The sequence below is a fragment of the Pseudoalteromonas sp. NEC-BIFX-2020_002 genome (assembly GCF_013002825.1).
GTDB classification, from domain to species: Bacteria; Pseudomonadota; Gammaproteobacteria; order Enterobacterales; family Alteromonadaceae; genus Pseudoalteromonas; species Pseudoalteromonas neustonica.
Window position 1 is genome coordinate 145,330 of sequence record NZ_JABEPJ010000005.1, and the last position, 25,387, is coordinate 170,716.

The window sequence follows — 25,387 nt, forward strand, 5'->3', positions numbered from 1 at the left end:
ATATCGTCACTTTATAGAGCAATGCCACATGGTGCAAGTCAAAGCAATTAAAGCCTTTTCTGATAATTATATTTGGTGCCTAAGTCGAGCTGAATGTGATCAAGTTTGGGTTGTCGATCCTGGTCAAGCAGAGCCTGTATTAGCACATTTAGCAAAACATGGTTTAACCCTCGCAGGAATTCTAATCACGCATCATCATTATGATCACACTGATGGCATAGCCACTTTGTGCGAGGAATTTAATAATATTGACGTATATGGCCCACACAACAGTCCATTTAAAGGAATAACTAAGCCGCTCAAGGATAACGATAGTTTAACGGTTCTGGGGACTCAATTTACTATTATGACAACACCTGGACATACGCTGGATCATATTTGCTATACCCACCCCACTTTAGCTTTTACTGGAGATACGTTATTTAGTGGTGGATGTGGACGCTTATTTGAAGGCACGGCGCAGCAAATGTATCACTCTTTCGATAAACTAAAAACGCTACCCGATGACTGTAAAATTTATTGCACTCATGAATACACCCAAGCCAACCTAGCATTTGCATTGGCTGTAGAACCTAACAATCCAGATCTGATTTATTACAATGACTGGGTGAGGGCAAAGCGTCAGAAAAATGAAATCACGCTGCCAAGTACATTAAAACAAGAGCGAAAAATAAACCCATTTATGCGCAGTGATTTGTCATCAATAACAGAGTACTTACCAAAGAAATTTTGCGTAATGGCAACACAACTAGAACAAAATAATGAACCTTGGCAACGCTTTGAAAGTCTTAGAGCGTGGAAAGATCATTTTTAGTGTAAAAAATCTAAACAGATTATTTAGTTAGCTGATAAACAGCCCATTATTGCATATTTAAAACGGTCATAAAGTGGTAATACCGTGTCATAACGGGTAGTATTTGCCGAGTTTTTTACCTGATGTATTGGTATTTATGAAGAAATCCCCCCTCGTTTTAGCCTTGGCACTAACGCTAAGTGGTTGTCAGACATTGACATCAACACACTCTGATGACGTTATTGTCAATCAACAAGAGCAGCAGCTTAATGGCGCAAGCCCTAACGACATCAGCGAAGCATTAATGATTAATGCGCAATATCAACAAGTCAACGAACTTGATGAAGCGCCGCCTATTTTTGATGATGTGTGGGAACGGATCCGTTACCAATTATCGATTGAAGTGCCACAAAATCGACCTGTTGTTACTGAGCGTAATTACTATGCCCGTCATCAATCATATTTAGATCGCATTTCGAAACGAGCCGAGCCGTACCTGCATTTTATTGTTGAAGAAGTTGAAAAACGTGAAATGCCAATTGAAATTGCGCTATTACCCATTGTTGAAAGTGCTTTCGACCCATTTGGTTACTCACACCGTACAGCTTCTGGTATTTGGCAATTCATGCCACAAACAGGGGAACGTTTTGATTTAAAACAAAACTGGTGGTACGACGGCCGTCGTGACATTGTACAATCAACCCGTGCGGCACTTGATTATTTGTCGTATTTGCATAAAACCCTTGAAGGTGACTGGCTCAACGCTATAGCAGCATACAACTCAGGTGAAGGTCGCTTATTACGCGCAATTAAAAAGAACCGTAAAAAGCATTTGCCAACTGACTTTTGGTCTCTTGATTTACCCAGTGAAACCACTGCGTATGTACCAAAGCTATTAGCCTTGTCTGACTTATTAAAACGTCAAGAAGAATTTGGTCTTAAATGGGATCCGATCATTAATGCACAAGTTGTCGAAGTCGTTGATATTGGCTCACAAATTGACTTAGCACTCGCCGCAGATATGGCCGATATTAGCTTAACTGAGTTGTATCGTTTAAATCCGGGCTTTAACCGCTGGGCAACAGATCCTAATGGCCCACACTTTTTATTATTACCCTCTGATAAAGTAGAACAATTTCAGCAGTTACTCGCAAAAACTGACTTAAAAGATCGCTTACGCTGGCAGCAGTATATTGTCGCCAATGGTGATAGCTTATCGGTTATTGCTAATAAATTCTCAACCAGCGCCGCTGCAATTAAGTCACTGAATAAACTTAAATCAAATACAATTCGTGTTGGTCAACAGTTACTCGTGCCATTAAGTGATGGTGCGATTAATAGCGCGCACTTACCCAAACAAGTACGCATGGCCGTGAATAAAAGCACGAAAAAGAAGCTCTCTCACACGGTTAAAAGTGGTGATACGTTATGGGATATAAGTCGAGAATACGATGTAACCATTAATGAGCTCGCTAAATGGAACAAACTTAAAAAGAATAGCGTATTACGTTTAGGCCAAAAGCTAACTGTGTATAAAAGTGCTAAGAACACCCAAACAGCATTAATTAGCACCAACCGTACGATTATCTATAAAGTCCGTCGCGGTGACTCACTCGCGCGCATTGCATCTAAGTTTAACCTAACGATCAACGATATTATTAAATGGAATGATCTCTCAGGGCAAAAATACTTACAACCCGGGCAAAAGTTAAAGCTAAAAGTTGATGTAAAAAGCACATAACGTAAGCTAAAACATAACTAATAAAAAGAGCGCTCATGCGCTCTTTTTACTTACTCTGGAAGCTTCGTTAACCACAGCTTTAGCCAAGGCTCTGTTACTGGCCATGGCTCAAAGTTTTCACTGGCATCTATTTCTAAGCGATTACCAACAGGCTTTGCTTGTAAGTCGCGTAATAACTCATCAAAGCTTCTCCCTGCTCCACAAAATGTTTCACCATAGCACCTATCTCCCATCGCTATCACGCCAAAAGGTTTGCCTGTCAACATAGGGGAAGTGCTATTCATAGCAAAATATAACCCCGCTAAATTACTTGGCACATCACCTTGCCCTGTAGTTGAGGTAACAATTAAAATATGCGAGGCATTTTTTATATCATCAAGTGATGCTTCAGTAATTACAACGGCTGTATGACCCACTTGCTCAATTGTTTTTGCAATATCATCGCTTAAACGTTCTGCGCCGCCATTAACACTGCCTACAAAAATACTAATATGTGCCATTAATAATCCTTTTCTGTATTTGGCCAGCCAAGTTGTTGGCAAATAGTAAGCATTGCCTCACCTAACGGCGCTTTAATATTGATCAGTTGTTGAGTATAAGGGTGCACAAAATTAAGCTCAGTTGCAAATAACATTAATCGACGTAATTCAAAATGCTCTCTAAAAAACTGGTTATGCTGATTATCACCGTGATTTACATCACCAATAATTGGCAATGATAAGTGTTTTAAGTGACGGCGAATTTGATGTTTTCGCCCCGTTTTAGGAAAGCATTCCACCAGCGAATAACGTACAGTGGGGTATTTACCAATCGGGATCGGCAACGTAGCTTGATGTAAACAGTTAAACTGGGTTTGCGCCTCTTGTGGCTCCTTATTTTGATCTGCAAACTTATCAGCTATTTTATCAAGCTCTTCTTTAAGTGGCTTGTCTAAAAATACCGACTCTGGTGCAAAACCACGTACTAACGCTAAATACCGTTTAGATATTTGACCATCAATAAAAAGCTGATTTATATCACGCGCAGCTTCAGAGCTTAATGCAAAAAGCAATATACCCGAGGTAGGCCTATCTAAACGATGCACTGGAAAAACATGCTGACCTATTTGGTCTCGTAACATTTGCATTGCAAACTGTGTTTCATGCTTATCTAAAAATGAACGATGAACCAGCAGACCTGATGGTTTGTTAATAGCAATATAGTTTTCATCGCGATATAAAACCTCTAATTCACCAAATTCAATTGGCTCAGGGCGTTCATTCATGACCACTTCCTAAAATGTTATCAAGCTCAGAGAGTAATGCAGTGATGGCTGCCGCACCGGTTTTTTTTGTCAGCATTAGCTCGGCTATCGGCGCAATTGAAAAATTACTTGGTAATGGATGTTGATGAGTGACTAACATTTGCATTTTTTCAATAAATACAAATTGTAACCACTGCTCAAACGCCATTGTATCGTGACAAAAAGGCATTGTTGAGTCTAACGCTTGAACATCAATAGGTTCATTTTGCCAAAGTTGATGCTGCTTTAATAAAGCTTTAAGTTGCGTTAAATAGGTTTGGGTTAATTGGTACATAACCACCCTCTTTGATAAATATTGGTTAATTATACCCTGTTCCCTCATGGCCTGCTATGACGTATAATTTAACTAATTTTGCAGTAAAAAATCATTGGATCATTATGACCGAGCAGATCGCAACCTTAGGGCAATTACTTGATGGCGCAGGCACAAATTGGCGCGTTTTTGATATTGGTAGACATATTACCAAACTAGATAAAAAGCAATTTTTAGCTATTGAGCAAGCACAGATCCCCTATCCTTTTCCATTGGCAGGCCATGCATGGTTAGCCATTCAATTTTGGGATCGTAAAGCCAGCAGTGAACCTTATGTGTGGTTTTTAAAGTTTCCAGTTGATGAACAAAGCAAACTTGTTTGCGCAAGTCGCGATCATTTTGCCAATATGGTCATAGAAGCACTAGGTAATGACTTAACAGGCGCACACGCTGACGGCAAACTTGATAACAACCCTTATGTATTCACACCCAATGCGAATAAACTTGCTGCGTTCAATGCGCTGTTAAAAGTATTATTAAAACAACCTGCATCACAATATTACGAATATACACAACTTTATTTTAGTGGAAAATTAGGTTTTGAAAATTGGCAAAGTGTTGCGATACAAGGTATTGCTGATTTTGCACTGCGTTTAAATGACGGTAAAAACCAAGCTGCATTACAACAAGCATGGGAGCATCTGCCAGCCGATGTATTACAACCACTCAGCGCGATGCTTGAACACGTAGAAATACCACCCGCTTTTAGCGAGCAACTACTGAGCTATGCTCAGCATGCTATTGCGCAAAAAGATACTCTAGCGTTATGCTGCGCATTACGTGCGATGTCAAAAGCACAAGCCCAAACACTCACCGCACAATTAGTCGATAGCATTTTACAATCAGACATTTCCACCGAGTCGGATGTTTTATTAACTATTGCTGGACGCTGTTTTAACTTACTTACCGACGCAGAGCGCTTACATATTTTTATGGACAACTGCGCCCACCACCAAGAAATAGCAGAGCTTTTCCCAAGTATTTTTGCTGATTTAGTTGCAATACCAAGTGTTAGACCACACTTATTAGGTTTACTACGTAAAGAAAATCGCAGCGAAACCCTCGCGCGAGCAATTGGAAGGTTATTTTCTTAAATGGCAAGTTTGTGGACATTCATTCTTATTGGCAGTGTAATTTATTTTTTTTGGCTAAATCGTAAAGTTGCCGAAGCCGCTAACGCGCATGCAAAACGTCAAAGTGAGCAACTCCAAGTGCAATTAATGAGTGTCGCGTGTACTAAACGCCGCTTTGGGCTTTTAAAAAGCGGCAAACCAGGGATCAAAAGCGAGTTTACTTTTGAATTCTCCAGTGATGGTGAAAACGCTTATCAAGGTGTTTTATTTATGGAAAACGAAATGCTGCAGAGCGTTTTAGTGCCACCGCACAAGATCTAGTTAGAAAATAATCAGGAATATTTTGAGGTTTAATAGTTTGACATGAAACACAAAAAACTAAGGCGTAACATATAGTTACGCCTAAATCTTACTTCATCCATAATAAGGCATCCATACCTAAGCCGAAGCACCCTTTTTATCTTTCCCCTGAACGGGTATACATCCTCATACACCCTCACGTTGCATCAATGCAATATCCTACACATCCTAGTGTTATCCTCTTGCCACCTTGGCCATCCTGCGTCTCCAAACGCTCCTATTACTTCCTGTAATATAATCCTTTGGGTTATCCTTATCATTAGCTCCGCTAATGTTCCGCATCCTCGCGGTGTCCTAACTCATCCTTGCATCCGTGTTAACTTGTCCGTTTGCTTCCTGCTAAGCATCTTGCTTAATTGCCGTAATCCGTTTCCTTGGCACCAGCTCAATCATTGAGTCTGTATCGTCTTGATGAAGTAAAGTTTAAAGCAAACGGGACTTAACGATAGTGGCAAATAATAATTATTTTCATGTAACATTTTTGCAAAAAACACAAAGTACATTAAAAACAATGAATTAAATAAAAACAACAATACAGATACGTAAAATTAACTGATAAAGCGCACACCACTGTAAGATATATCCTACACGCAAACTTCCATTATGGCCGTTTTAATTGGGTCAATGTTATTGAGCCGATTTAAATAACAGCTCACCTTGTACGCTGTTAAAGGTAAGCGTCTGTAAACACGTGAAGCCTTCACTTTTGAAAAAAGCCGTATGCTTTCCTTGCGTTACAAACACTGCCATTCCACTTGACTCTTTATTACTTTTTACAAGGTCATCTAAACCGCGCAGCAAATAACGGCCGAGCCCTTGACCATGAAAATGCGGATCAACCGCAATAAAGGCTAAAAAGTAATAGTTACCTTGCTCAACTAAGGCATCACGAATCGTTTGCTCTTTATCAATCAACTGATTCGTTTGTAAATAGCCAGCACTGAGCATTAACTTTAAGCGCCAATGCCAATATCGTTGCGCCTGTAGTTGGCTTTGTGATTCAAAAACACTGGCTACTGCTTTTAATCGTTCATTTTTATATAAACCTATCAAGGGTTGTTTTTCTTGCCAAAATGTATTGAGTTCTTCGCGAATTAAAGAACGTAGTTTTTTCTCATAGGGCCCTTTGGCTGCTTCACTGTAATTAAGCATTTTCTGTAAAACAGGATCATCATGATAGGCTTGATAAATTAAGCTCGCTGCGATACTGATATCTTCGGCAGCAATGTATTGCACTCGAAATGTCTCACTTTGTGTTTCGACGGTCATCGTTAATCCTTATTAGCGTTTGCTTATTTTAATTTTTATACATTAAGTACTATAGGTATATTCCTATGCGCTTTAAAAGGCAAATTCAGCGGGAGTTAAACTCTAATAACTCATTATAAAGTTCTATCACTGGTTTAACGTAACCATCAAGGAGTATGATATAAATACGATACGGCACTACATATCATTACAAAAGCGACTTTAGGAAGAAGCACACCACTATTTTATGACGACACCTTTAGAACAAAACGCTCACTGGAGCGAAGTGGTTGATGAGCTAAATGTACGTTTACGCCAACAGTAAATTGTTTGGCTAGAGCCAACTTACTGTTATTATAGTCCGGTATTACACAGCACTGTGTAACGCCCTATTTAAAGAGTTTATAAACCGAATGAATGCTGTTGTTTTTGATGCGATTAAAGCCCTTCTAGATGAAGGAAAAACCCCGACTGTTGCTTTGACAAAAAGCAAACTGACACAAACGATCCCTTTACCCGTTATTATTGCTGCGGTGAGTCAATATAAAAACAACCCTGAGTCTATTCATAATTTAGCAAAACAACCTCAACAAAAAGTAGAGGCTGTAAATAATTCAAGTCAACTTGATCGCCTTGAAGCAAAGCTCGACCGATTACTGGCATTACTAGAAAATAAATAATTTGAGACCCCACCATGTTTGTTGTTGATTTAACGTTTGATTGTTACCAAGATACGACCCTTGAAAATGCTGAGCAAGCAATTAATCGCTTAGTAAATGCACTTCGTTTTAACGGTCAAATAATGGGGGAAGAGTTTCCAACCGTTTTAAAAGACGGTTATTTCATAACGCGCGTGATGTGCCCTACTAATGATGCAATGCATCCACTCAATAATAGTCCGTTTGTAAAACACAGTATTGATAAATTACACGCCGCAGGCTTGCTTGCACCAAAAGTAAAAGTGATAGGCCAAGATATCCACTCTAATGGCGCTGATGAATGCCATGAGCCATCGAGTTATATTTTATACACGACCTATGTTCACACTTGTAGCCCGCTGTATTGTGGTGATGATTTTTTACCTGTCCCCTTGTTTAAGATCCCCGCTATTGCTAACGGAGATTATAAAACACTAATCAAGTGGCAAGAAGATTGGCAAGCCTGTGACCAAATTCAAATTAATGGTGCAACACGCTGTGAGTTTCCTGCATTGGATGAAATATCAAATCTGGATAGCGACCTTTCTCGTCGTGGTAAAGACATAGCAAAACGGGTCACCTGTTTAACTAAAAAACCAGTGTATTATTATTTATATCGTGTCGGTGGCACAGATAAAGCATCTGAACTTGCGCGTAAATGCCCTAGCTGTAACAGCGATTGGAAATTACCTGAGTCATGGTTTGGTTTATTTGATTTTAAATGTGAGCCGTGTGGATTAGTCTCTAATATATCGTGGGATTTTCAATAACATTAGGGTCATTGAAAGTCGAATATACCCAAGCCACCTCAAGATGCATAATTCACATATTGAGGTGGCTTGGGTATAAACAATGCGGAGTAAATCTAACTCCGCGAATATCTATACTTTAAACTACAAGTGCTTCAATAAATGCAGCTAGGTTAGGAGCCAATATATGATGTGGCTTTTTACCTACATATTCTAAGCATACTTCACCCGTCGTAATTAACACTGAGACGAGTAAATCCTCTTGATCTGTTAAGCCTATAAATACAGTTGGGTCTTGCTTAAGCTTGCGCTTCATCAATACATGCCCGGTAATATTTTGCTGAAGTAGATCAAAATCTTCAATACTCCACGCTTGCAGTAGCTCTACTTCGTGTTCGTCTATTTTTGCAGTAATGCATCCCGCGAAAAACGTTCCATAATACTCATTCAGCGCATCTGGAAATTTAACATCAAGCGCATTAGCTAAATCAGTTAAAGAGCCTTTGGGGCTACGACATACCGCTTGCCATTGGATCAACCCTTTTGCATCAGCAGTACCAACCTCGCACGGACTTGGCCAATCACTATCGTGTTCAATGCGTGGTAATAATTGCGTCTGCTCTAACTGTCGTTTAGCAAAACATTGGTGAAGTTGCTCTAATTGTGAGGTGATAGACATACTGCGAAACTCATAAGCTTTAGGTATAATAGCGCTATTGTAACTACAAAAGAGCTAACATGACAGATTACAGCAACTCACCTGAATTAAAAGACAGTGTACTTGGCCAATCAACAGAATATGTAGATACCTACACACCTAGTTTATTGTTTCCTATTGCACGTAAACTTAATCGTGATGCACTTGATATAAATGAAGCTGCTCTCCCATTTAAAGGCCAAGATATTTGGACCGGATATGAGCTTTCTTGGTTAAATACTAAAGGTAAACCCGTCGTTGCAGTCGCAAGCTTTATATTTCCTTGTCAAAGCAGTCATATCATTGAATCAAAGTCTTTTAAACTATATTTAAATAGCTTTAATCAAACGCGCTTTGATTCGATTGAAGACGTAAAAGCTATTTTAATTGCCGATTTATCTGCTGGCGTTTCAATGCCTATCGATGTCGTTTTGTATAGCCCTAATGATTATAATTGCTTACCGTGCACACCATTACCTGGTGAATGTATTGATGAGTTAGATATTCAAATCGATAGTTATCATTTGGATGCATATTCTCTTAAACCAGCCTCCACTAATACGGTGAGTGAAACATTGCACAGCCATTTACTTAAGTCTAATTGCTTAATTACTTCGCAACCCGATTGGGCAAGTATTATTATTCGTTATACTGGTGAGCAAGTATGTAAAGAATCTTTGCTGCGTTATTTGATTTCGTTTCGAACCCACAATGAGTTTCATGAGCAATGCGTAGAGCGGATATATTGTGATTTAATGGCGCAATTAAACATCACTGAACTTGAAGTGTATGCTCGCTATACACGCCGTGGAGGTCTTGATATCAATCCATATCGCTCAACTTCTCACGATAATGTGCCGTTTGCAGTGAAAATAAACCGACAGTAATGTTTACGGGGCAATCAGAAGTTCTGGTGGCTGCATAATGATTGCACTTAATACTTGAATTCAAGAACCTAAACCCCGAGCTAGTTCGGGGTTTAGTGTCCTCAATTAGCTCTTCAATCGTTTTGTCGGAATTGGCATACCACATACGTCAACATAATCTGGGGTTTCAACAAACCATTCTTCACTGCGATTTTGGCGCGCTTTAATAAGTGACTTAAAGGCATTCGAATCCGTTTTTAACACTTTAAATTGACTTGTATCGTGTTTTGCAATGTCAGCTAAAACGTGTATATCTGCAATTGGGTTAAAGAGTTCACCTTCTATTGGTGTTCGAGATAAACGATTAAAGTGTTCCATTCCTTCAAGAACGCGTCCAAACACAGTAATGTTTCTATCTAAATAGCGCGGCCCATGACCGATAGTGACATAAAACTCTGTTCCACCACTGTTAATGTTGTTATCACGAGCCATCGCGAATACACCATTACAGTGCACTTGCCAAGTTTGTGTTTGAGCCTCATTTTGCGCAACAGCAAATCCTTTTAAAAAACCGGTTAGCGGCGCATAGCCATCGGTGATATCAAGTTCAGTTATGTTAAGTGCCGTTGCTGTAGTAAGGTAAAATTCTGCAGGGAGTGATTTGCTTGCATTTTTTATTGCTTTTTTACCGCTTGCATCACCACCTTGCGCAACAAAGCCTTCTACAAAACGATAAACACTTAGCCCTTTATAAAATCCATCACGCGCAAGTTGCTTTATATTCTCAGCATGTTTAGGAGCAAGTAAGGGGTTGAGCTCGATATATGCAGATCCCGTTGGTAACGTGATTTTTAGTATATTGTCAGCATCAACTATTCGCCACTCTTGTGCGCTGGCGCTGTTTATAACACTACTCGCTGTTGGCTGCGCAGCTGTTTTCGCAACACTGGTTTGACTTAGTATTAGTGCAACTGCAGCTAAGCATGATTTTTTCAACATATCCCACAACTTATTTTATTTTTTGTGGTGCTACATTATTTGGTTAACGCTTTTTTATCAAGCCAAAAATGTGGTTGGTGAATTGGTGCACTTAGCGGGAGTAAAGGATTTGCAAGTTCAATAATTCGGCGGTTTTTCAGATCTGCCAGTTCGATAGTTTTAGCAAAATAACGATTAAATAACTCATCAAAGGATCCATCGGCAATCGCTGCTAATAAGCCCGATTTAATTTGCTCATATAAAATGGCATCTTTATTCGCAACAAAAAAGTAAAGCGCTGATGGGTAACGTATTGCTATATATTTGTCATGAACAATATCATCACCATAATTTTGTGCTAAATCAAAAATATCATAAGGTAATGCGTCGATTCGCCTCGCTTTTAGCATTTCAATAGGATCTGCACCTTGACCATAAATTTGCGTGTGTAACTCGTTATTAATAAAAATTGCGGTATCTGGCCAGTCTTCTCTCAAACCAAATAGAAAAGTTCGTAATTGCCCTGAGTGAGTTACATTAGCAAATAATTCTTTATCTTTAATATTAACTAAAGGGATACGATAACCAAGTAACCCTTTATCTATCGGGATTAAAATTGCCTTTGCTTGCTTTTCCCACGTTGAACTTGTTGCGCCCCAAAATACGTCGATACCATTTTTTTCACCTAATAAACGTATTGCACGTGTTTGTGTAGGAATACTACCGATCTCTTCAGGTAACATCTTTATTTCTGACTTGCCCAATGCTAGCTTTAATAATTCAATCGGATACGGATGGCTTCCCGCAGAAAAGCGCACTGTTTGCTCAGTATTCGATCTAACATTAAATGTAAATAGTAAGCATACTAGTACCAGCTTTAGCATCGCGCCTTTTTACTCCCAGTCAAATTTATAAAGAATATCAACGTTCTGGTTTATATTGCTCGTAATTTCAATATATAACTGTGACATTAGTTGATAACGCATTGCAACCTCACTTAATGAGTCAAAAATCCCAACACTGTATTTAACTTTAATATCGGGTGCTAAATACCCCGATATTTCAACTTTAGTGTTATCTCCACTGCCTTTAGAGCTTAAGCTAACATCAGAAAAACCAAAACTTTCACCAACTTTAGATACAACCCCTTCGCTTCGGCTTACACCTTGTGAAAGCAAAAGTTGAGCTAACATTGCATCTGATGAGCTGTTGCCTTCATCCAATGGCTGACCATTTAGTAGATACGCTAATGATTGCGCTTGATCCATTGCAGGTTCCGAGAAAACCTTTAAAGAAGGATGCTCTACATTCCCTGTTAACGTCACACCTGCGATTACGCCATTAGCTGTGTTTTCAGGATTACGTATTGCCTTAATATTAAGATAAGGCTTTTCAATCGAACCGCTAAAACCAATTTGCCCTGTTCGAATGATCAAATCTTGGCCAAATGTTCGATAAGTGCCTTGGCGTAAGTTCAACTCACCCGTTGCTATCATTGGCGTTTGTTGATTTAAACTAATTGCTAAGTCCCCTTCTATTTTTGATTCTAGGCCAAATGAATCAATCCGCACATCATTTTCAACAATCAACTTCAAGTTTATATCATAATTGAAGGGCACAACATCGGCTTGCTCAACTTGCTTATCTACAATTATTTCATCATCACTAACTTGCACAGCCCCTTCGGGTAACTCTTCGATCTTTATACGCCCATAGGGTACAACAACTTGACCTGCTAGTTTAAAAGTATCATCTGCCAAGCTAATTTTTAAATCCGGCGATACTTTAAATAACACACCTTGCTGCGCGCGGACATAAAATTGCTTGCCTAATACACTTAAATTAACCGCTGGTTTTTCTCCTTGCCAATCAATATCACCCGTTAAATCAAGTGAGCCGCCATCACCATCCTTTAATTTTCCTTTTAACACAGCAGTCGTTTTATCAAATGCTATATTTACATTTGAATCAACTAACGAAACAGGTAGCTGTTCCCCCTGTAAATTAACCCCAGTTACATCAAGCTCTCCACTTAATAACGGTGAGTTTGTCGTCCCAGCGATTGCAACTTGACCACTAATAGCACCTTTTAACTGTTCAAGCGTCCCAATAAGTGGCTGTAAATCAGTGAGTAAGACTTTATCGATATCTAACGTTCCCGACATATTTTGCGCGTCTGTTAAATCGGTTACCTGTAAGTCTGCATTAATGTTGCCAATCACACTTGAGTTTAAACGTGCATTAAACTGCGCAGTCTGTGCATCCGCAATTGCGTTTATGGTGAATGTCTCTAGCGGTAGACGATAACGGTTTTCTTCATTGATCAATGTAGTTACTAAATCATGAGAATTGATCGTGGCTGTTAAGGCGCTTAATTCACGCCCTTGCCAGTTAGCGTTAATATGACCATTCAAGTCACCTTGTGTAATTACATTCTCTGGTAATAAATATTTGATCTGTGATAAATCAAAGTTAACCAACTTCGCACTTAGTTTACCTTGTTGATTTTTTTGATTTAACTCATCAATACATAATTTACTATTTTCACTTTGCCAACAGTGCTGCTTTACTAAAAAATCACCATTGTCGGTATTAATATTAATTGCAATAGCAGGTTTAGCACGAAAGCGTAGAACATTATCGGTTAATAGCACATCCTTTAAATTACCCTGCCATTCTTTATTTATGAATTTTCCAGCAAGTTCAAACTGCGCCTTCCCTTGCAAAGCATCTAGATCAAGTTGGAGTTGGTGGTCAGTTTTATCACCCGCGGCATTTATCGCTAAGGTTTGAATTTTATGCCCCAACACATTGGCGTTTTCAACCTTTAAACTTGCATTAGTTTGCCAATCAGCAGCGTAATTAAAATCTGTTTTTAAAACTAACTGCTCTATTGCTATGTCTGAAAAATTTAAATCACGCATTGCAATGTTTAAATTAACAATCGGTTCTAAACGCTCTCCAGCGATCACTAAGCTACCATCGCCCACCCCTGTGATTGGTAATTTATCTGGGGTCGTATTATTTAAGTGAAGTTTCCCTTTAATATTCCATCGCTTTGTCACATCGCCACTTAAGGCCAATGTGTTTTCGCCGCTAGAGAGTTCAAACTTATTGATTCGGGCATGGAGTGAGTTATTTATGTCAAAGTCAGATGCAAAGGTAAATGCCATATCATTCAAGGTGCCAGTGAGCTGTGTATCATTCATCACCAACTGCCAGTTTTCTTGCTCTATATTAAATGCCCCTTTTAATTGCCCTGATACATCACTCGTGAGCGTATCAGTAAGATACTGTGCCTTTAAGTTTTTAAGATAGCCAGTAAACTGTCCTTTAATGCCGTCGTTCCAGCTTGCTGATGCAGTCATGGTTGCTTTACTATCATTTGCAAGCAGGGCTAAATCATCAACTTTGATATGGGTTAGCCCCCCTTTTAAAACTGACTTGATTTGTACTTTTGGATAGGCGGCCAATTGGCTTTGTGCAATTAAATTAATAGCGTAGTCATCAGCGTTACCCTTACCAGATAATTGCACATCATTAATCTTTAACGTGTTATGTTCCACATCAAGCAGCCATTGTTGGATACTTGCATTGATTGAAAATGGAAAGTTCTCCGTTTTTAAATCAGCTTCAAGCTGTGCGTTCAATGGGTATTCACCCTGAGTTTGTATATCCAGTGCTAAACTATGCAAATCGCCAGATACATCCAATGCAATATGGTGTGCGGGATGATCTAGGCTAATTGTAGCCGTTATAGGTGTCTTTTCGGTTAATGTTGCATTTAACTGACTCGCGAGTTGCCACTGTAAATAATCAGCACTTAAAGACGTTAATTCAATACGTGGACCATCAATTGAAAATGCTCCATTAATATTATTAATATCATGACTGCTTTGTTCTTGAACAATATTGACATTGCTCACATCAAACCGCTCAACGACCATATTCAACGCTGAAGTAAAGTGAATATCCGGCAGTGCTGCAAGTGCAACTAAAGGTTCGCTGGGTGTTGGCTCCACTGATTTTAATATAACCTTTACTTTCGCCACACTAAGGTTATTTAACACAACAGTTGATTGTGCCGCCGAAGCTGCCAATATAAAGTTATTAACCGTTACATCAGCACTTGGGTGTTTTAATGTAAATGTAGGAACAGCTATTCTCTTCACGTAAATATCAATGGGTAGCTCAATGGTGTTGCTTTGCTCGAGCTGCACGTCTTCTGAGATTTTTGGTAATGGCTCTGTACTTGCGGCTAAAGAAACATTGATAGTTTGCGCGCTGATATTTTCAATGCATAACCCCTCACAACGCCACCAGTATAAATCCAGTTTTAGTTGCTTGGCTGTGAAATCTATACTTTCATTTTTAAATTTAACATCGAATGGATCATTGTATAAAAATCGACCTTTTTTAATATCTATCTTTAATCCATCCACCATGTTGTTTGCACTATATGCAATTAACTGGTTACCTGGCGCGGTAAAAAGCAAACAAAAAACCACTGCAACAAGAGTGCATAAAAGAGCGGTTAAGACGGCTGTAACTTTTTTCGTAATTGACATTAAATTTCTGGCCCTATAGTAATACTTAAACGCGTACTTTTACTTTCTTTCGTAAGTCCCCATGCGTGGTCAATTCGAATTGGCCCTACTGGCGTTAAATAACGAAAACCAAATCCAGCCCCCACTTCTACCCGATCAGAAAAGTCATTCGTAGCTGTACCGCTATCAACAAATAAGGCTACACGCCAGTTTTGTGCAAATTGATAATTATATTCCACGGTGCTTGAGAGTAAGTACTTGGCGCCAATCAAGCGCCCTTCTTCATCTTCTGGTGATATTGATTGATATGAAAAACCACGTACGCTTTGATCGCCACCAGCAAAAAAACGTAACGACAAGGGTACATTATTAATATCATCCACAAGCATTGCCCCTACATTTGCCCGTAAATATACAAGGTGTTTGTTAAGGTAAGTACGTAACCATGCAGTTTGAAATTGCACCCTAGCGATATTCGTTGTAGACAACACATCCTCAAGCGCAAACTCTGCTGATACCAGCCATTGCTCACCCCAATAAGGTGTTGTTCCACCTTTTGTCTCTTTTTTTGCGTAACTAATACCCGGCATAAACATTTTTGAGTTTTGTTGCTGTTCGTCACCAATTCGGTAAGTTTCATGATCTCGACGAAGAAATACTGTACGTACCCAATCATCCTCTGTTAGCCACTGCCTTTGTAATTGACCAGTCAAAATCCTACTGTAGATGTCTTCAGTCACTTCATCTTCTAATTTATAGCCCGCAGAAAAACGCCAAAGATCATCATTAGGATCATCAACCGGCACCGTATAACTAAAAGATATGTCTTGCTGTTTTGCTGAAAGGTTTAAATTGCTCTCTAAAAAATGGCCATCGTCAGTGATCCATGGTTTTGACCATTTAAACCGAACTTTAGGCCCAAAATCCGTATTAAAGCCACCACCAATTTCATAACTATTCGCTGGTTTGTGTAACACATCCACATTAATTGGCACTTGGTTATTTGCACGGTTAGCAATATCAGCATAAACCCGGACACTGGTAAAATATGGCGTACTTGAAAGGGCTAAGTTATAATCTGCAACCTTGGTTGCTTTATAGCTGCCCCCTTGAGAAAATTTTGCAAGTGAACGAATGTATTTTTCTGCAGGCGTGTTTTTTGTAATTATCAGATCGCCAAATTGATAACGCTCACCGGTATCGATTGTTAGCACGACGTCAGCACTATTACTTTTTAACGAGATAGCGAGTTTATGCGCTTGCCATTTCATATCAAAATAACCAAGTTCGAGAAGTTGTGCTTCTAGAGTTTTACGCGCAGTATCGTAATCGCTATGATTTAAAATATCGCCTTGTTTTATTTTTATACTTTCAATCGTACTTGCAAGTAAGCGGTCTGTTCTACCCGCTCCATTTATTGTGATATTAACATTACTTATACGAGTAACAGGGCCACGCTCAATAGTTGCAATGAGTTTTTGTGATCCGTGGTCAAAGTTTAATTTAACCGCAGGCTTATAGTACCCAAGCGCTCTTAGGCTTCGCTCAACTTGTTTTTTTGCATGGTTAAGCAGCGCACGATTAGCCTTTTCGCCCTCTAACTGCTTTAAATAAAGCGCTACATTATTCTTAAGGTCACCATTGATCCCATTTATTTCATAATCATTAACGACTAATGAAGCCGCAAAAATATGTGTAGTTATACAAAAACAAACAATAAAAACAATGCGTGTTACGATCCGAATCGGCAAGTAATACCCCTACTTAAAAACAATCAACCATCAAGGTTGAAATAGTAACATATCGATATGCTTGGGCGCAGTAACTCAAATGTGAAAATTAGTACGCTAAAGCGCTTAATTTTAGTTACAATGGCACTAACTAATTTGAATTATTTTTACTGGGTTTTTAAATGCACTTTCCTGATGATGACAATGGCCAACTTTTAACAGAAATAGCGGCTGCTGGTATTGATTTAGCACGCATGCACAAAATTGATTTTTATATTTTATTTGAACAAAAGAGCGATGCTGTAACATTCGCCACAGCCATAGCTGAAGATGAGCTCGCCCCTGCAACCGAATTAGTACAGTGTGAAGACACGGGTATTTGGGAAGTAATTACACAAGTTGAAATGGTGCCAGATCACACTCTACTAGGCCAAACAGAGCAGTATTTAGAAAGTATCGCCAATGGCTATAAAGGTTATGGGGATGGTTGGGGATTAATGGATGGTAATGATTAGTACGTTAGTATAATTACGAATAACCCCCTCCAAGTGTAAACTTAGATCGGTCATAAAATCAGTTAAGTGAATTAACGACTTAACTGATTCGCTTTTCTAAAGCTGCCTTGATAATCAAACAATTTATCTGCGACTTTCCAGCCATATTTTTTACTTTTTCGGGCAATCACAAAATCGGGCGCTACCAATAATGTTTCATTTTCGATGACTTGTTCGGCCAGTTTATAATCAACCGGTGTTTGCCCATTATTAGTACGTTTACCAAATTGCTTATTAAAAATGTAGCGCGCCCCCGGTTTTGAAAAATCATATATTTCATCGCAACTTGCACCATCTTCGTCAAAGTAAGTTAGCTTAATAATCTGCGTATGGTTTACCAAAGTAGATACGCTTAAGCCACTGCAACGCAGTACTAGCGCATCTTTTAAGTTCAGTGCTGCTCGCAGTTTGTCATCAGGATCTGCCATTATAGCATGGCAAGAATGGCATTCTCTGGCAGCAATATCATTTTGTGTTCCACAGTTGTCGCATTCCTTAAAACGAAACCGATAATCGCATTGCTCTTTATAGCCATGTTCATCTTCAAGCAAGCCTTTACAGCGACGACCAAAATGTTCAATGACTTTTCCTGCGCCGTCTATTTTGCCCCAAAAAATATTAGCAAACCCACACCCAGGACAAAGTACCTGCACAGGCTCATTATCACTATTACCTTTTTTACTGCCAACTTCAGGATGAAAAAGATCAAAGCCATTACCCGCATAATCAATAACTAAGCAATCACTTTTCCCTGATGATAAACGCAGCCCCCTCCCAACTATTTGCTGATAAAGGCTAACCGATTCAGTGGGCCTTAAAATAGCAATAAAGTCAACGTGTGGGGCGTCAAAACCAGTAGTAAGCACTGACACATTCACTAAAAATTTCAATTGTCTTTGCTTAAATTTTGCAATTATTTTATCTCGCTCACTATGACCGGTACCTCCCGTGATCAGTGCACAGCTTTGTCCATGTAAATAACCAACAACTTCTTGCGCGTGGCGAACCGTCGCAGCAAAAATCATGACACCTTCACGGTTTTCACTGTGTTTTACTATATCTTCACAGATCGTTTGTGTAGCGCGAGTATTCGCTTGCAATAATTGATTTAAATCTTGCTGACTATATTGACCAAATGCATTGCTCGATAACGACGAAAAATCATAATGACTGATTGCCGCATCAAGCTCTTTCGGTGGTGTTAAAAATTGGTGTTTAATCATGTAACGAAGCGGCAATTCAAAAATGCACTCTTTAAATGGACTCTCAGCATTCCCTCGCACAAAACCATGGTAATGACGATGATATACCCACCCGATCCCCAAGCGATAAGGAGTCGCGGTTAAGCCTAATATTTTTAACTTTGCATTATGACGTTTTAACGCATCAATTACTTTAGCATATTGGCTTTTATCATCACCACTGACTCGGTGACATTCATCAATAATTACTAATGAATAATGTTCATTGAGTTGATTTAAATTACGAGAAAGCGATTGAATACTTGCAAAAGTAACTTGCTCAGATAAGGATTTTTGTTTTAACCCAGCAGAAAAAACACTCGCTGCTAGGCCAAAGCTTTCATACTTTTGCGCATTCTGTTCAACGAGTTCTTTTACATGCGCTAATACGAGTATTTTCTGTTTAGCAATACGAGCAAGCTCGGCAATGACTAAACTTTTGCCTGCACCAGTGGGGAGAACAATTAAAGCAGGAGAATCTGTCTTTCTAAAAAAGGCAACAGTACGTGCAACAGCCTCTTGTTGGTAAGGCCTTAATACATAACTCATTTAATGACTGCAACTAATGAATAAGAAAGAAAACTAATATGGGAGGCACTCGGCCTCCCAAAACATTAAGCTAGGTGTTTGGTTAAATCAACATCTTGAAATGCTTTAGGGCGCTTACCTCTACCGGTCCACTCAACTATTTTACCTTCATGTTCGATACGGTACTTCGGTAATACTTTGGTACGCTTATCGCCAACGATATCTTGCAAATCCTCAAGTGTTAAACCTTTTTCTTTTAACAGGTCTAGTACGTCTTGTTTTGCTTGTTGTTGCTCAGTATGTTTTGCTATTGCAGCACCTAGTAATGCTTGTGCTTTTTCTAGCTCAATAAGGCTAGCTGATTTAATAAATGCTTTAACTTCTTTCATTTTTTACTCACTAAATTGTTAAGTTATAAAATTAGATAGATGATTCAATTAAATTATAAGCTTATTTTATATATTAGGCCAAGATGAACCCAGTATTTAATCCACTTTGTCTAACCAACTAGCAACCATGTTATTTAATATCGTTAATTCACTTATTAATGTTACAGATTTATTGTTTTTAGTAATACCTTCTTCAGCTAGCTGTATTTCACATGCCTTTATCTTACTCGCAAGTGTTTTTATTTTAACCATCACTATTGAGCCTTTTATTCGATGGAGTACTTTTTCATATTGTTTGGCGTCGTTTATCGCACACGCATGGTTTAAATCAATGAGATCCTTTTTCAACGTATCATGAAAAACATGTGCCATCGCAAGTGCATCTTGCTTATTGCCAAATACCGTTACCCAGTGCGACAATGAAACCTCGTCACTGAGAGAGTCTTTAAGCTGTTCCTCACGGCTGTTTAATAATACGTCCGGTGGTAAATATTCAACAAGCATTTCGTACAGTTGAGATAGTGAATAGGGCTTAAATATCACACAGTCCATTCCACCTGTAAGCGCTTTATTAATTATCTCTTTTGAATCATCTGCGGTCATCCCAATTACTGGAATACACTTCACTGCAACGTCGCGGTGCTGTCTAATTTTTGAGGTTAATTGAAAGCCATCTAAAATCGGCATATTGCAATCAGTGATTACCATTTGGAATGGTTTAGTATTTAGTAATTCAAACGCGGTCTTTCCGTTATCTGCAAGTGTTACTTTTAAACCAAAACTTTCGAACTGTTTTTGTATTAATAACTGATTAACTTGATTATCCTCTGCAACTAAAATATTGCCACTGAGTTTTCGTGGAAGATCTTTTTTATTCTTTTTCTGTATACCCTGAGCAAGCATTTTAAATGCTTCTTTAAGTGTCACTACATTGATTGATTCATAAGATATTTTAATTAAATTATTTTGCAAATGATAAATATCATCTTTATTTTTAGTAATTACAATTATTCGACCAGAAAATTCAGCTAATTTCCTTACTTTATCACAGCCTAAATAAACATCTAAATCATCTTCACAGACTATAATAAATACCGGCTTTTTAAATTCGTCTTTAAAGTCTTTTATATTTCGTTGTTGATAACTAACCTGGCACATATCTAGTAAATTAATTAATTTTTCATCATCTAAAAATACATGCCATAGGTCACCTTTTTCATCAATAGCTTTATTTTCATTCAGATTTACATTGTTTTTCCGTTGTAATTTTTCTGTGATATCAAATAGTATTGCATGCCATGAAGCCCCTTCATCTTCAGGTAGTGACTGAGGGTTTACAATTGCAATAAAACGGCATCGACGGATTTCATTCTTAGATTTATAACGAAACTGGCAATCGATATTTTCTCCCTTTCTCGCGCCTTCTTTAAACGCTTTAGCAATTGTTACACGATCTTGATCAACAACCGAAGGTGAAATACACCCAACAACACCTCGATGATTAATATAGTCGTCAGCGAGCCCTAATATTTTTTGGGCTCCTAGAGAAAGATAAGTAAACCTCCCCTCTGCGTTATTAAAGTATTCAAGTTGACAAAATCCACCTGGTATATTTTCAACTAGTTGAGGTAAATACTGATGAATGAGATCATTTTGAGTAAACGCTTCTTCAACTTCAGAAACCTGTGTTATTAAGGTCATCACTCCTGTTACACCTCCCTCTAAATCAAGGTATGGTTGCTTTACATAAAATATATTTACCAACTTACTATTATTATCAATAAGCTGAATGTTATATTCGCGGCAAACTTGAGAGTGTAATACCTCATTATTCTGTGTAATAAAAACATCAGCAATTAAAGAGTTAGTATTATAAGCTCGATTATTTTCATCCCATTGCTTACTAAATGCATTCTCAAAAGACTCATTCCACATTAAACGTTGATGATATTTATCTTCAACAACTATCATCAGCGGCATATCATCTATCATTTTTTGCGTATTATTGAACTGATTTAATTGCTTATGGTCTTCATGTTGACTGCTAGATAGAAGTTTTCTCACCGTTATTTTTTTAACTATAAGGTAAGTGGTCACAGCGGTGGTCAATATTAGTAAAAAACTAAAAATCATTAAAGTCACTTATATTATAAAAGAAGTCGTAATTGAAATACCTTTAACAATCCTAGCACTCAAATCTTATTTAAATGAAATAATAATTTATTTAGATATACATAATTGAGATCATAAAGGCGTTCAATCATGTATTTCTTTGTAATTACAGACAATTGTCTAAACACCCAGGGCAGGATCATACTTTGTAAACATTTATAATTTATGATCTAATACTATAAATTTCATCACTTTATATTCCTTATGTCCTTATTCCAGGGCGCGAGCACACTTTATTAATGATGTTAACCAAACAACAATTCTTCTCTAAAAGCATCGTCATAACACGCTCTTACGCACTTGCTTCTTATTGAGCTCTTATTTTTCGTATGCTGTTTTACCATGTTCCTAACCACTCGACGAAATAACGCCATATGTTGTGCACTTAACGGATCGTGAATTTGAGATGCATCTTCTTTAAACACGACATCCAATATCCAGTGTTGTTGGTTTTCTATCAACCAATGGTGCCTAATTGCTTTACTAATTAGCGCGCTATCTGTGACTGATGTCAGGTAAAAATGAGTGTCTATACTTATTCTAACTCCTTTTTCCTTTCTCTTTGTATCGCAAAGAACGTCTTAATTGACGGCGAATTCTCTTTTATTTCAAGTGTAATGGTCAAGTATTTTAGAAGAAGGAACAGGCATAAAATTAGGCTCTCAAAAGAGAGCAATAAATCAAACCTAAGGATCTGCGTCAAGCTTTTATTTACAAAAAAAATAAGCGCCTATTTAATGAGCGTATTTAATTCAAATTAGGGGGGCGGAACAACAGATGACACAACACCCAGTGAACATTGTCAAGCGCATGGTGCTTAAGTTGCAACAGTACATGGATGAAAATTTAGCTGAAAAAATAAGCAAATTCACGAATTGCTTCAAGCTTATAACGCGAAACTTGCCAAAGAGTACGCGAAGAAATCTGAAAAGATGCCGGGTGCTGGCGAGCGCTTCAATGAAGTAGAAGACATTCTTGATGAACATGATAAAGCGCTCTTGGCTACATCGCCCTCAATAAAGACTGAAAAAGCCAAACCGAAACGCCGGCCACTGCCGGCTCAGTTGCCACGAGTTGAGGTCGTTGTTGACCTTGATGAGAGTGACAAAATGTGTGATTGCTGTCAAAGCCTTTTACATAAAATGGGTGAAAGCAGCAGTGAAACACTCGAATTTGTGCCAGCGTATATCAAGGTTATCAAAACCATTCGCCCGAAATATACATACCGCCATTGTGAGCGAGAAGGCATTGAAAGTGTAGTGAAAGCGGCAAAAATGCCAGCAACACCTATTCCAAAAAGTATCGCTACGCCCAGTTTACTGAGCCAAATAATCATGTGTAAATACTAGTTTGGCTTGCCGCTTTATCGCCAAGAAACGTTATTTTCTGATATCGGTATTGGGTTGAGCAGGCAAGCCATGTCGAGCTGGATGCTACGCTGTGCTGAATTGTTGTCACCGCTCTATCAGAGCCTAAAAGAAATCTTGTTATCTCAAGCGATTATTCATGGCGATGAGACCTCGATTAAAGAATCGGCCGCAAGCGACCGAGTTTAAAGGAGCGCTAACTGAGCCCCGTGTTTTTCTTTATTGTCTAATTCGGTTAACTGATTTTACACATACGCTCTGATCGTATCTTCGTTTGCATTTCCTATCGTTTCGACAAAATAACTCTGAGTCCACAGCTTACCACCCCAAAAGTATCGCCTCTTTACATCTGGATAAAGTCGAAAAAATTCTCTCGCCAAAATACTCTTTACTATCTCCATTATTTTACTAGGTGACATTTTCGGTTCACTTCGAACTACCATATGAATATGATCTCCTGGTATTTCTTACTCAATTATATCAATGTCATAGTCGTAACCAATCTTTTGAATAATTGCTTTCATCTCAGTTCTATAAGGCTCTGAGAACACTTTATGTCGATATTTAGGTATCCACAAAAAATGGTACATGATCCTAAAAACGTGATGCGTATTTCTTTGAAGTTCCATGTGTTCAATAGTACAGACTGGGACAAGCCCAGTCTGTACTATCCAGCACGGGGGCAAGCCCCCGAGACTTTCGCTACGCTCTGTTAAACGTTATTAACGCAGAGAAAGCGACCAGCTATATGTGGCTGTATTGTTGTGGCGATGATAAGCCGGGTAAAGGCACTAATATTGTCTTGTTTGATTATCATAATAGTCGCGCGGCCCACTGTGTAGTTGATTTTCTTGACAGTTATCAAGGCTACATGCACGTTGACGGCTACAAAGCATACGAGCAAACGAAGGCAACACTGGTTGCATGTCTAGCCCATATACGCCGTAAGTTCATCGAGGCCAAAGGTAATAATAAAAAAACCGTTAAAGCGGATGTAGCACTTAACCTTATTCGCAAACTCTATGGTATTGAGCAAGCCATCAAAGGTAAATCGGTCAGTGAAAAATTCACCGTTAGGCAGCAAAAAGCCAAACCAATCGTTGATGAATTGTATCAATGGTTACTCAAACACAAAGATAAAATCCCTCCCCAAATGGCGCTAGGTAAAGCAATTACCTATGCGATAAATCAGTTTGAGAAATTCAGGCGTTACCTCGATGATGGCAGGCTCAGTATTGATAATAACCGAGCAGAGCGAGCCATAAAACCGTTCGTAATAGGGCGGAAAAACTGGCTGTTCTCAAATACCTGCAATGGCGCGCATGCCAGCGCCATACTCTATAGCCTTGTTGAAACCGCAAAGGCAAATGATCTTGTAGTGCATGACTACATCTCAACGTGCTTGCAGCACCTTGCTGAGCAGCCAGAGAACCTAGAGCCGCAGTTACCTTGGAACATTAAAAAAGCTAGGTGTCGTTAGCCGTACGCTTACGTTTAACCCTGCTAGAATTAGGTATAAAAATGCGCTAGCCGAGGCTGTTACCTTTGGTTGGGTGATACTTCGAAATGCACAGTGTAAACAAAGGATACACTGTGTACATGAGTTACTAATAGTAAATTGTAAGCGGCAATTCATTGATAAAAATAATGATATTTGCCGTTTTAAAATAGGAAGTAACACGATCTGCGTTCATTGAAAAATAAACTATGGTTATCAGTTAATTTCCGTACCTAAACTTCCATTACGTGTATTTCTAAGTGCTTGCTTAGCATTCTCATTATTTAAATCATCTTGCTTTTTCTGTTGAGTAGTCATACATATTTTCTTTTTAATACTTGACCCAACTTTAGTACGATATTCACAATGTAATTCATCATTACTTGCAACTTGATCATCATTAACGGATGTACATCCGCCTACAAAAAAAGTGCCTACTATTAATGCAATTGCCTTATACATACAATTAAATTCCTTTCATTTACTAACATTTAAAGCTTAGAAATTCTGTAAAACTTCAAATCTAGAATAATAATTTCTGA

24 protein-coding genes and 2 pseudogenes are annotated in these 25,387 nt (G+C 38.6%); 11 read left to right on the plus strand and 15 right to left on the minus strand.

Annotated features, from left to right (window positions below; genetic code table 11):
* Positions 1 to 28 precede the first annotated feature (28 nt).
* Both gloB and HJP15_RS07920 read left to right on the plus strand, forming a co-directional pair.
* A complete protein-coding gene (gloB, locus tag HJP15_RS07915; RefSeq protein WP_170173440.1) occupies positions 29 to 814 on the plus strand; it encodes a hydroxyacylglutathione hydrolase in 786 nt (261 codons plus the stop codon).
* A 136-nt stretch (positions 815 to 950) separates the two neighbouring features.
* A complete protein-coding gene (locus tag HJP15_RS07920) occupies positions 951 to 2,534 on the plus strand; it encodes a LysM peptidoglycan-binding domain-containing protein (protein ID WP_054205442.1) in 1,584 nt (527 codons plus the stop codon).
* A gap of 50 nt (positions 2,535 to 2,584) precedes the next feature.
* Here HJP15_RS07920 and HJP15_RS07925 read toward each other — a convergent pair whose 3' ends face one another.
* The 3 genes from HJP15_RS07925 to HJP15_RS07935 are packed head-to-tail and all read right to left on the minus strand — an operon-like array spanning position 2,585 to position 4,111.
* The gene (locus HJP15_RS07925) at positions 2,585 to 3,034 is read right to left on the minus strand and encodes a flavodoxin (RefSeq protein ID WP_054205443.1); all 450 of its coding nucleotides are present in this window, start codon (positions 3,032 to 3,034) and stop codon (positions 2,585 to 2,587) included.
* Entirely contained in the window at positions 3,034 to 3,798 is a 765-nt protein-coding gene (truC, locus tag HJP15_RS07930; protein ID WP_054205444.1) for a tRNA pseudouridine(65) synthase TruC, read from the minus strand. The genes HJP15_RS07925 and truC overlap by 1 nt, the downstream gene beginning before the upstream one ends.
* On the minus strand, positions 3,791 to 4,111 hold the full coding sequence (locus tag HJP15_RS07935; RefSeq protein ID WP_054205445.1) for a YqcC family protein: 321 nt from the start codon (positions 4,109 to 4,111) through the stop codon (positions 3,791 to 3,793). Before HJP15_RS07935 ends, truC begins: the two co-directional genes overlap by 8 nt.
* A gap of 104 nt (positions 4,112 to 4,215) precedes the next feature.
* On the opposite strand from HJP15_RS07935, the gene HJP15_RS07940 reads away from it, so the two are divergent.
* Both HJP15_RS07940 and HJP15_RS07945 read left to right on the plus strand, forming a co-directional pair.
* The gene (locus HJP15_RS07940) at positions 4,216 to 5,244 is read left to right on the plus strand and encodes a DUF3549 family protein (RefSeq protein WP_054205525.1); all 1,029 of its coding nucleotides are present in this window, start codon (positions 4,216 to 4,218) and stop codon (positions 5,242 to 5,244) included.
* Positions 5,245 to 5,544, plus strand: coding sequence for a DUF3301 domain-containing protein (locus tag HJP15_RS07945; protein ID WP_054205446.1), 300 nt, complete (start codon positions 5,245 to 5,247; stop codon positions 5,542 to 5,544).
* A gap of 666 nt (positions 5,545 to 6,210) precedes the next feature.
* Here the strand turns inward: HJP15_RS07945 and HJP15_RS07950 are convergent.
* Positions 6,211 to 6,852: a GNAT family N-acetyltransferase gene (locus HJP15_RS07950; protein WP_054205447.1), complete on the minus strand. Its 642-nt coding sequence runs from the start codon at positions 6,850 to 6,852 to the stop codon at positions 6,211 to 6,213.
* Between the two features lie 392 nt (positions 6,853 to 7,244).
* On the opposite strand from HJP15_RS07950, the gene HJP15_RS07960 reads away from it, so the two are divergent.
* Both HJP15_RS07960 and HJP15_RS07965 read left to right on the plus strand, forming a co-directional pair.
* On the plus strand, positions 7,245 to 7,511 hold the full coding sequence (locus HJP15_RS07960) for a hypothetical protein (RefSeq protein ID WP_054205448.1): 267 nt from the start codon (positions 7,245 to 7,247) through the stop codon (positions 7,509 to 7,511).
* A 14-nt stretch (positions 7,512 to 7,525) separates the two neighbouring features.
* Positions 7,526 to 8,299: a Zn-ribbon-containing protein gene (locus tag HJP15_RS07965; RefSeq protein WP_054205449.1), complete on the plus strand. Its 774-nt coding sequence runs from the start codon at positions 7,526 to 7,528 to the stop codon at positions 8,297 to 8,299.
* A gap of 118 nt (positions 8,300 to 8,417) precedes the next feature.
* Here HJP15_RS07965 and syd read toward each other — a convergent pair whose 3' ends face one another.
* Positions 8,418 to 8,957 (minus strand): SecY-interacting protein, encoded by a 540-nt coding sequence (syd, locus tag HJP15_RS07970; RefSeq protein WP_054205450.1) that lies wholly within the window; start codon positions 8,955 to 8,957, stop codon positions 8,418 to 8,420.
* 59 nt (positions 8,958 to 9,016) lie between these two features.
* Here syd and queF point away from each other — a divergent pair, with 59 nt between their 5' ends.
* A complete protein-coding gene (gene queF / locus HJP15_RS07975; RefSeq protein WP_054205451.1) occupies positions 9,017 to 9,862 on the plus strand; it encodes an NADPH-dependent 7-cyano-7-deazaguanine reductase QueF in 846 nt (281 codons plus the stop codon).
* A 105-nt stretch (positions 9,863 to 9,967) separates the two neighbouring features.
* On the opposite strand, the gene HJP15_RS07980 is transcribed toward queF, so the two are convergent.
* Genes HJP15_RS07980 through HJP15_RS07995 form a run of 4 tightly spaced genes read right to left on the minus strand, consistent with a single transcriptional unit; the run spans position 9,968 to position 17,117 of the window.
* Positions 9,968 to 10,840: a peptidylprolyl isomerase gene (locus tag HJP15_RS07980; protein WP_082355656.1), complete on the minus strand. Its 873-nt coding sequence runs from the start codon at positions 10,838 to 10,840 to the stop codon at positions 9,968 to 9,970.
* Between the two features lie 35 nt (positions 10,841 to 10,875).
* Positions 10,876 to 11,703: a transporter substrate-binding domain-containing protein gene (locus HJP15_RS07985; protein ID WP_054205452.1), complete on the minus strand. Its 828-nt coding sequence runs from the start codon at positions 11,701 to 11,703 to the stop codon at positions 10,876 to 10,878.
* A gap of 9 nt (positions 11,704 to 11,712) precedes the next feature.
* Positions 11,713 to 15,387 carry an autotransporter assembly complex protein TamB gene (gene tamB / locus HJP15_RS07990; protein ID WP_170173442.1) on the minus strand — a complete coding sequence of 1,225 codons (3,675 nt, stop codon included), beginning with the start codon at positions 15,385 to 15,387 and terminating at the stop codon, positions 11,713 to 11,715.
* Positions 15,387 to 17,117 carry an autotransporter assembly complex protein TamA gene (locus HJP15_RS07995; protein WP_082355655.1) on the minus strand — a complete coding sequence of 577 codons (1,731 nt, stop codon included), beginning with the start codon at positions 17,115 to 17,117 and terminating at the stop codon, positions 15,387 to 15,389. Before HJP15_RS07995 ends, tamB begins: the two co-directional genes overlap by 1 nt.
* A gap of 161 nt (positions 17,118 to 17,278) precedes the next feature.
* Between HJP15_RS07995 and HJP15_RS08000 the strand changes: the two genes are divergently transcribed.
* Complete coding sequence (locus HJP15_RS08000; protein WP_170173443.1) at positions 17,279 to 17,611, plus strand: ribonuclease E inhibitor RraB; 333 nt, start codon at positions 17,279 to 17,281, stop codon at positions 17,609 to 17,611.
* A 71-nt stretch (positions 17,612 to 17,682) separates the two neighbouring features.
* On the opposite strand, the gene radD is transcribed toward HJP15_RS08000, so the two are convergent.
* The 4 genes and pseudogenes from radD to HJP15_RS08020 all read right to left on the minus strand — a co-directional run.
* Positions 17,683 to 19,440, minus strand: coding sequence for a DNA repair helicase RadD (gene radD, locus HJP15_RS08005; protein WP_170173445.1), 1,758 nt, complete (start codon positions 19,438 to 19,440; stop codon positions 17,683 to 17,685).
* 65 nt (positions 19,441 to 19,505) lie between these two features.
* Positions 19,506 to 19,808 (minus strand): H-NS family nucleoid-associated regulatory protein, encoded by a 303-nt coding sequence (locus HJP15_RS08010; RefSeq protein WP_054205456.1) that lies wholly within the window; start codon positions 19,806 to 19,808, stop codon positions 19,506 to 19,508.
* A gap of 96 nt (positions 19,809 to 19,904) precedes the next feature.
* Positions 19,905 to 21,941, minus strand: a complete 2,037-nt coding sequence (locus HJP15_RS08015) for a response regulator (RefSeq protein ID WP_170173446.1) — start codon at positions 21,939 to 21,941, stop codon at positions 19,905 to 19,907.
* 284 nt (positions 21,942 to 22,225) lie between these two features.
* A pseudogene (locus tag HJP15_RS08020) lies at positions 22,226 to 22,590 on the minus strand (ISAs1 family transposase); the annotation flags it as partial.
* A gap of 265 nt (positions 22,591 to 22,855) precedes the next feature.
* Between HJP15_RS08020 and HJP15_RS08025 the strand changes: the two are divergent.
* Positions 22,856 to 23,329 (plus strand): IS66 family transposase zinc-finger binding domain-containing protein, encoded by a 474-nt coding sequence (locus HJP15_RS08025; RefSeq protein WP_170173448.1) that lies wholly within the window; start codon positions 22,856 to 22,858, stop codon positions 23,327 to 23,329.
* 6 nt (positions 23,330 to 23,335) lie between these two features.
* On the plus strand, positions 23,336 to 23,536 hold the full coding sequence (locus tag HJP15_RS08030; RefSeq protein ID WP_170173450.1) for an IS66 family transposase: 201 nt from the start codon (positions 23,336 to 23,338) through the stop codon (positions 23,534 to 23,536).
* A gap of 56 nt (positions 23,537 to 23,592) precedes the next feature.
* On the opposite strand, the pseudogene tnpA reads toward HJP15_RS08030, so the two are convergent.
* Positions 23,593 to 23,976 (minus strand): annotated as a pseudogene (tnpA, locus tag HJP15_RS21880) (IS200/IS605 family transposase).
* A 92-nt stretch (positions 23,977 to 24,068) separates the two neighbouring features.
* On the opposite strand from tnpA, the gene tnpC reads away from it, so the two are divergent.
* Positions 24,069 to 24,827, plus strand: a complete 759-nt coding sequence (gene tnpC, locus HJP15_RS08040) for an IS66 family transposase (protein WP_349304615.1) — start codon at positions 24,069 to 24,071, stop codon at positions 24,825 to 24,827.
* Positions 24,828 to 25,061: 234 nt separating this feature from the next.
* Here tnpC and HJP15_RS08045 read toward each other — a convergent pair whose 3' ends face one another.
* A complete protein-coding gene (locus HJP15_RS08045; RefSeq protein WP_170173451.1) occupies positions 25,062 to 25,307 on the minus strand; it encodes a hypothetical protein in 246 nt (81 codons plus the stop codon).
* Positions 25,308 to 25,387: the final 80 nt, after the last annotated feature.

Excerpts from the sequence above, each read along its gene's own strand:
- HJP15_RS07980 (WP_082355656.1), bottom strand. The coding sequence starts at position 10,840 with ATGTTGAAAAAATCATGCTTAGCTGCAGTTGCACTAATACTAAGTCAA.
- truC (WP_054205444.1), bottom strand. The coding sequence starts at position 3,798 with ATGAATGAACGCCCTGAGCCAATTGAATTTGGTGAATTAGAGGTTTTA.
- HJP15_RS07920 (WP_054205442.1), top strand. The coding sequence starts at position 951 with ATGAAGAAATCCCCCCTCGTTTTAGCCTTGGCACTAACGCTAAGTGGT.
- HJP15_RS07960 (WP_054205448.1), top strand. The coding sequence starts at position 7,245 with ATGAATGCTGTTGTTTTTGATGCGATTAAAGCCCTTCTAGATGAAGGA.
- radD (WP_170173445.1), bottom strand. The coding sequence starts at position 19,440 with ATGAGTTATGTATTAAGGCCTTACCAACAAGAGGCTGTTGCACGTACT.
- HJP15_RS08045 (WP_170173451.1), bottom strand. The coding sequence starts at position 25,307 with ATGTATAAGGCAATTGCATTAATAGTAGGCACTTTTTTTGTAGGCGGA.
- syd (WP_054205450.1), bottom strand. The coding sequence starts at position 8,957 with ATGTCTATCACCTCACAATTAGAGCAACTTCACCAATGTTTTGCTAAA.
- HJP15_RS07985 (WP_054205452.1), bottom strand. The coding sequence starts at position 11,703 with ATGCTAAAGCTGGTACTAGTATGCTTACTATTTACATTTAATGTTAGA.
- HJP15_RS07945 (WP_054205446.1), top strand. The coding sequence starts at position 5,245 with ATGGCAAGTTTGTGGACATTCATTCTTATTGGCAGTGTAATTTATTTT.
- gloB (WP_170173440.1), top strand. The coding sequence starts at position 29 with ATGGTGCAAGTCAAAGCAATTAAAGCCTTTTCTGATAATTATATTTGG.
- HJP15_RS08010 (WP_054205456.1), bottom strand. The coding sequence starts at position 19,808 with ATGAAAGAAGTTAAAGCATTTATTAAATCAGCTAGCCTTATTGAGCTA.
- queF (WP_054205451.1), top strand. The coding sequence starts at position 9,017 with ATGACAGATTACAGCAACTCACCTGAATTAAAAGACAGTGTACTTGGC.
- HJP15_RS07935 (WP_054205445.1), bottom strand. The coding sequence starts at position 4,111 with ATGTACCAATTAACCCAAACCTATTTAACGCAACTTAAAGCTTTATTA.
- HJP15_RS07965 (WP_054205449.1), top strand. The coding sequence starts at position 7,526 with ATGTTTGTTGTTGATTTAACGTTTGATTGTTACCAAGATACGACCCTT.
- HJP15_RS07925 (WP_054205443.1), bottom strand. The coding sequence starts at position 3,034 with ATGGCACATATTAGTATTTTTGTAGGCAGTGTTAATGGCGGCGCAGAA.
- HJP15_RS08015 (WP_170173446.1), bottom strand. The coding sequence starts at position 21,941 with ATGATTTTTAGTTTTTTACTAATATTGACCACCGCTGTGACCACTTAC.
- HJP15_RS07940 (WP_054205525.1), top strand. The coding sequence starts at position 4,216 with ATGACCGAGCAGATCGCAACCTTAGGGCAATTACTTGATGGCGCAGGC.
- HJP15_RS07950 (WP_054205447.1), bottom strand. The coding sequence starts at position 6,852 with ATGACCGTCGAAACACAAAGTGAGACATTTCGAGTGCAATACATTGCT.
- tamB (WP_170173442.1), bottom strand. The coding sequence starts at position 15,387 with ATGTCAATTACGAAAAAAGTTACAGCCGTCTTAACCGCTCTTTTATGC.
- HJP15_RS08000 (WP_170173443.1), top strand. The coding sequence starts at position 17,279 with ATGCACTTTCCTGATGATGACAATGGCCAACTTTTAACAGAAATAGCG.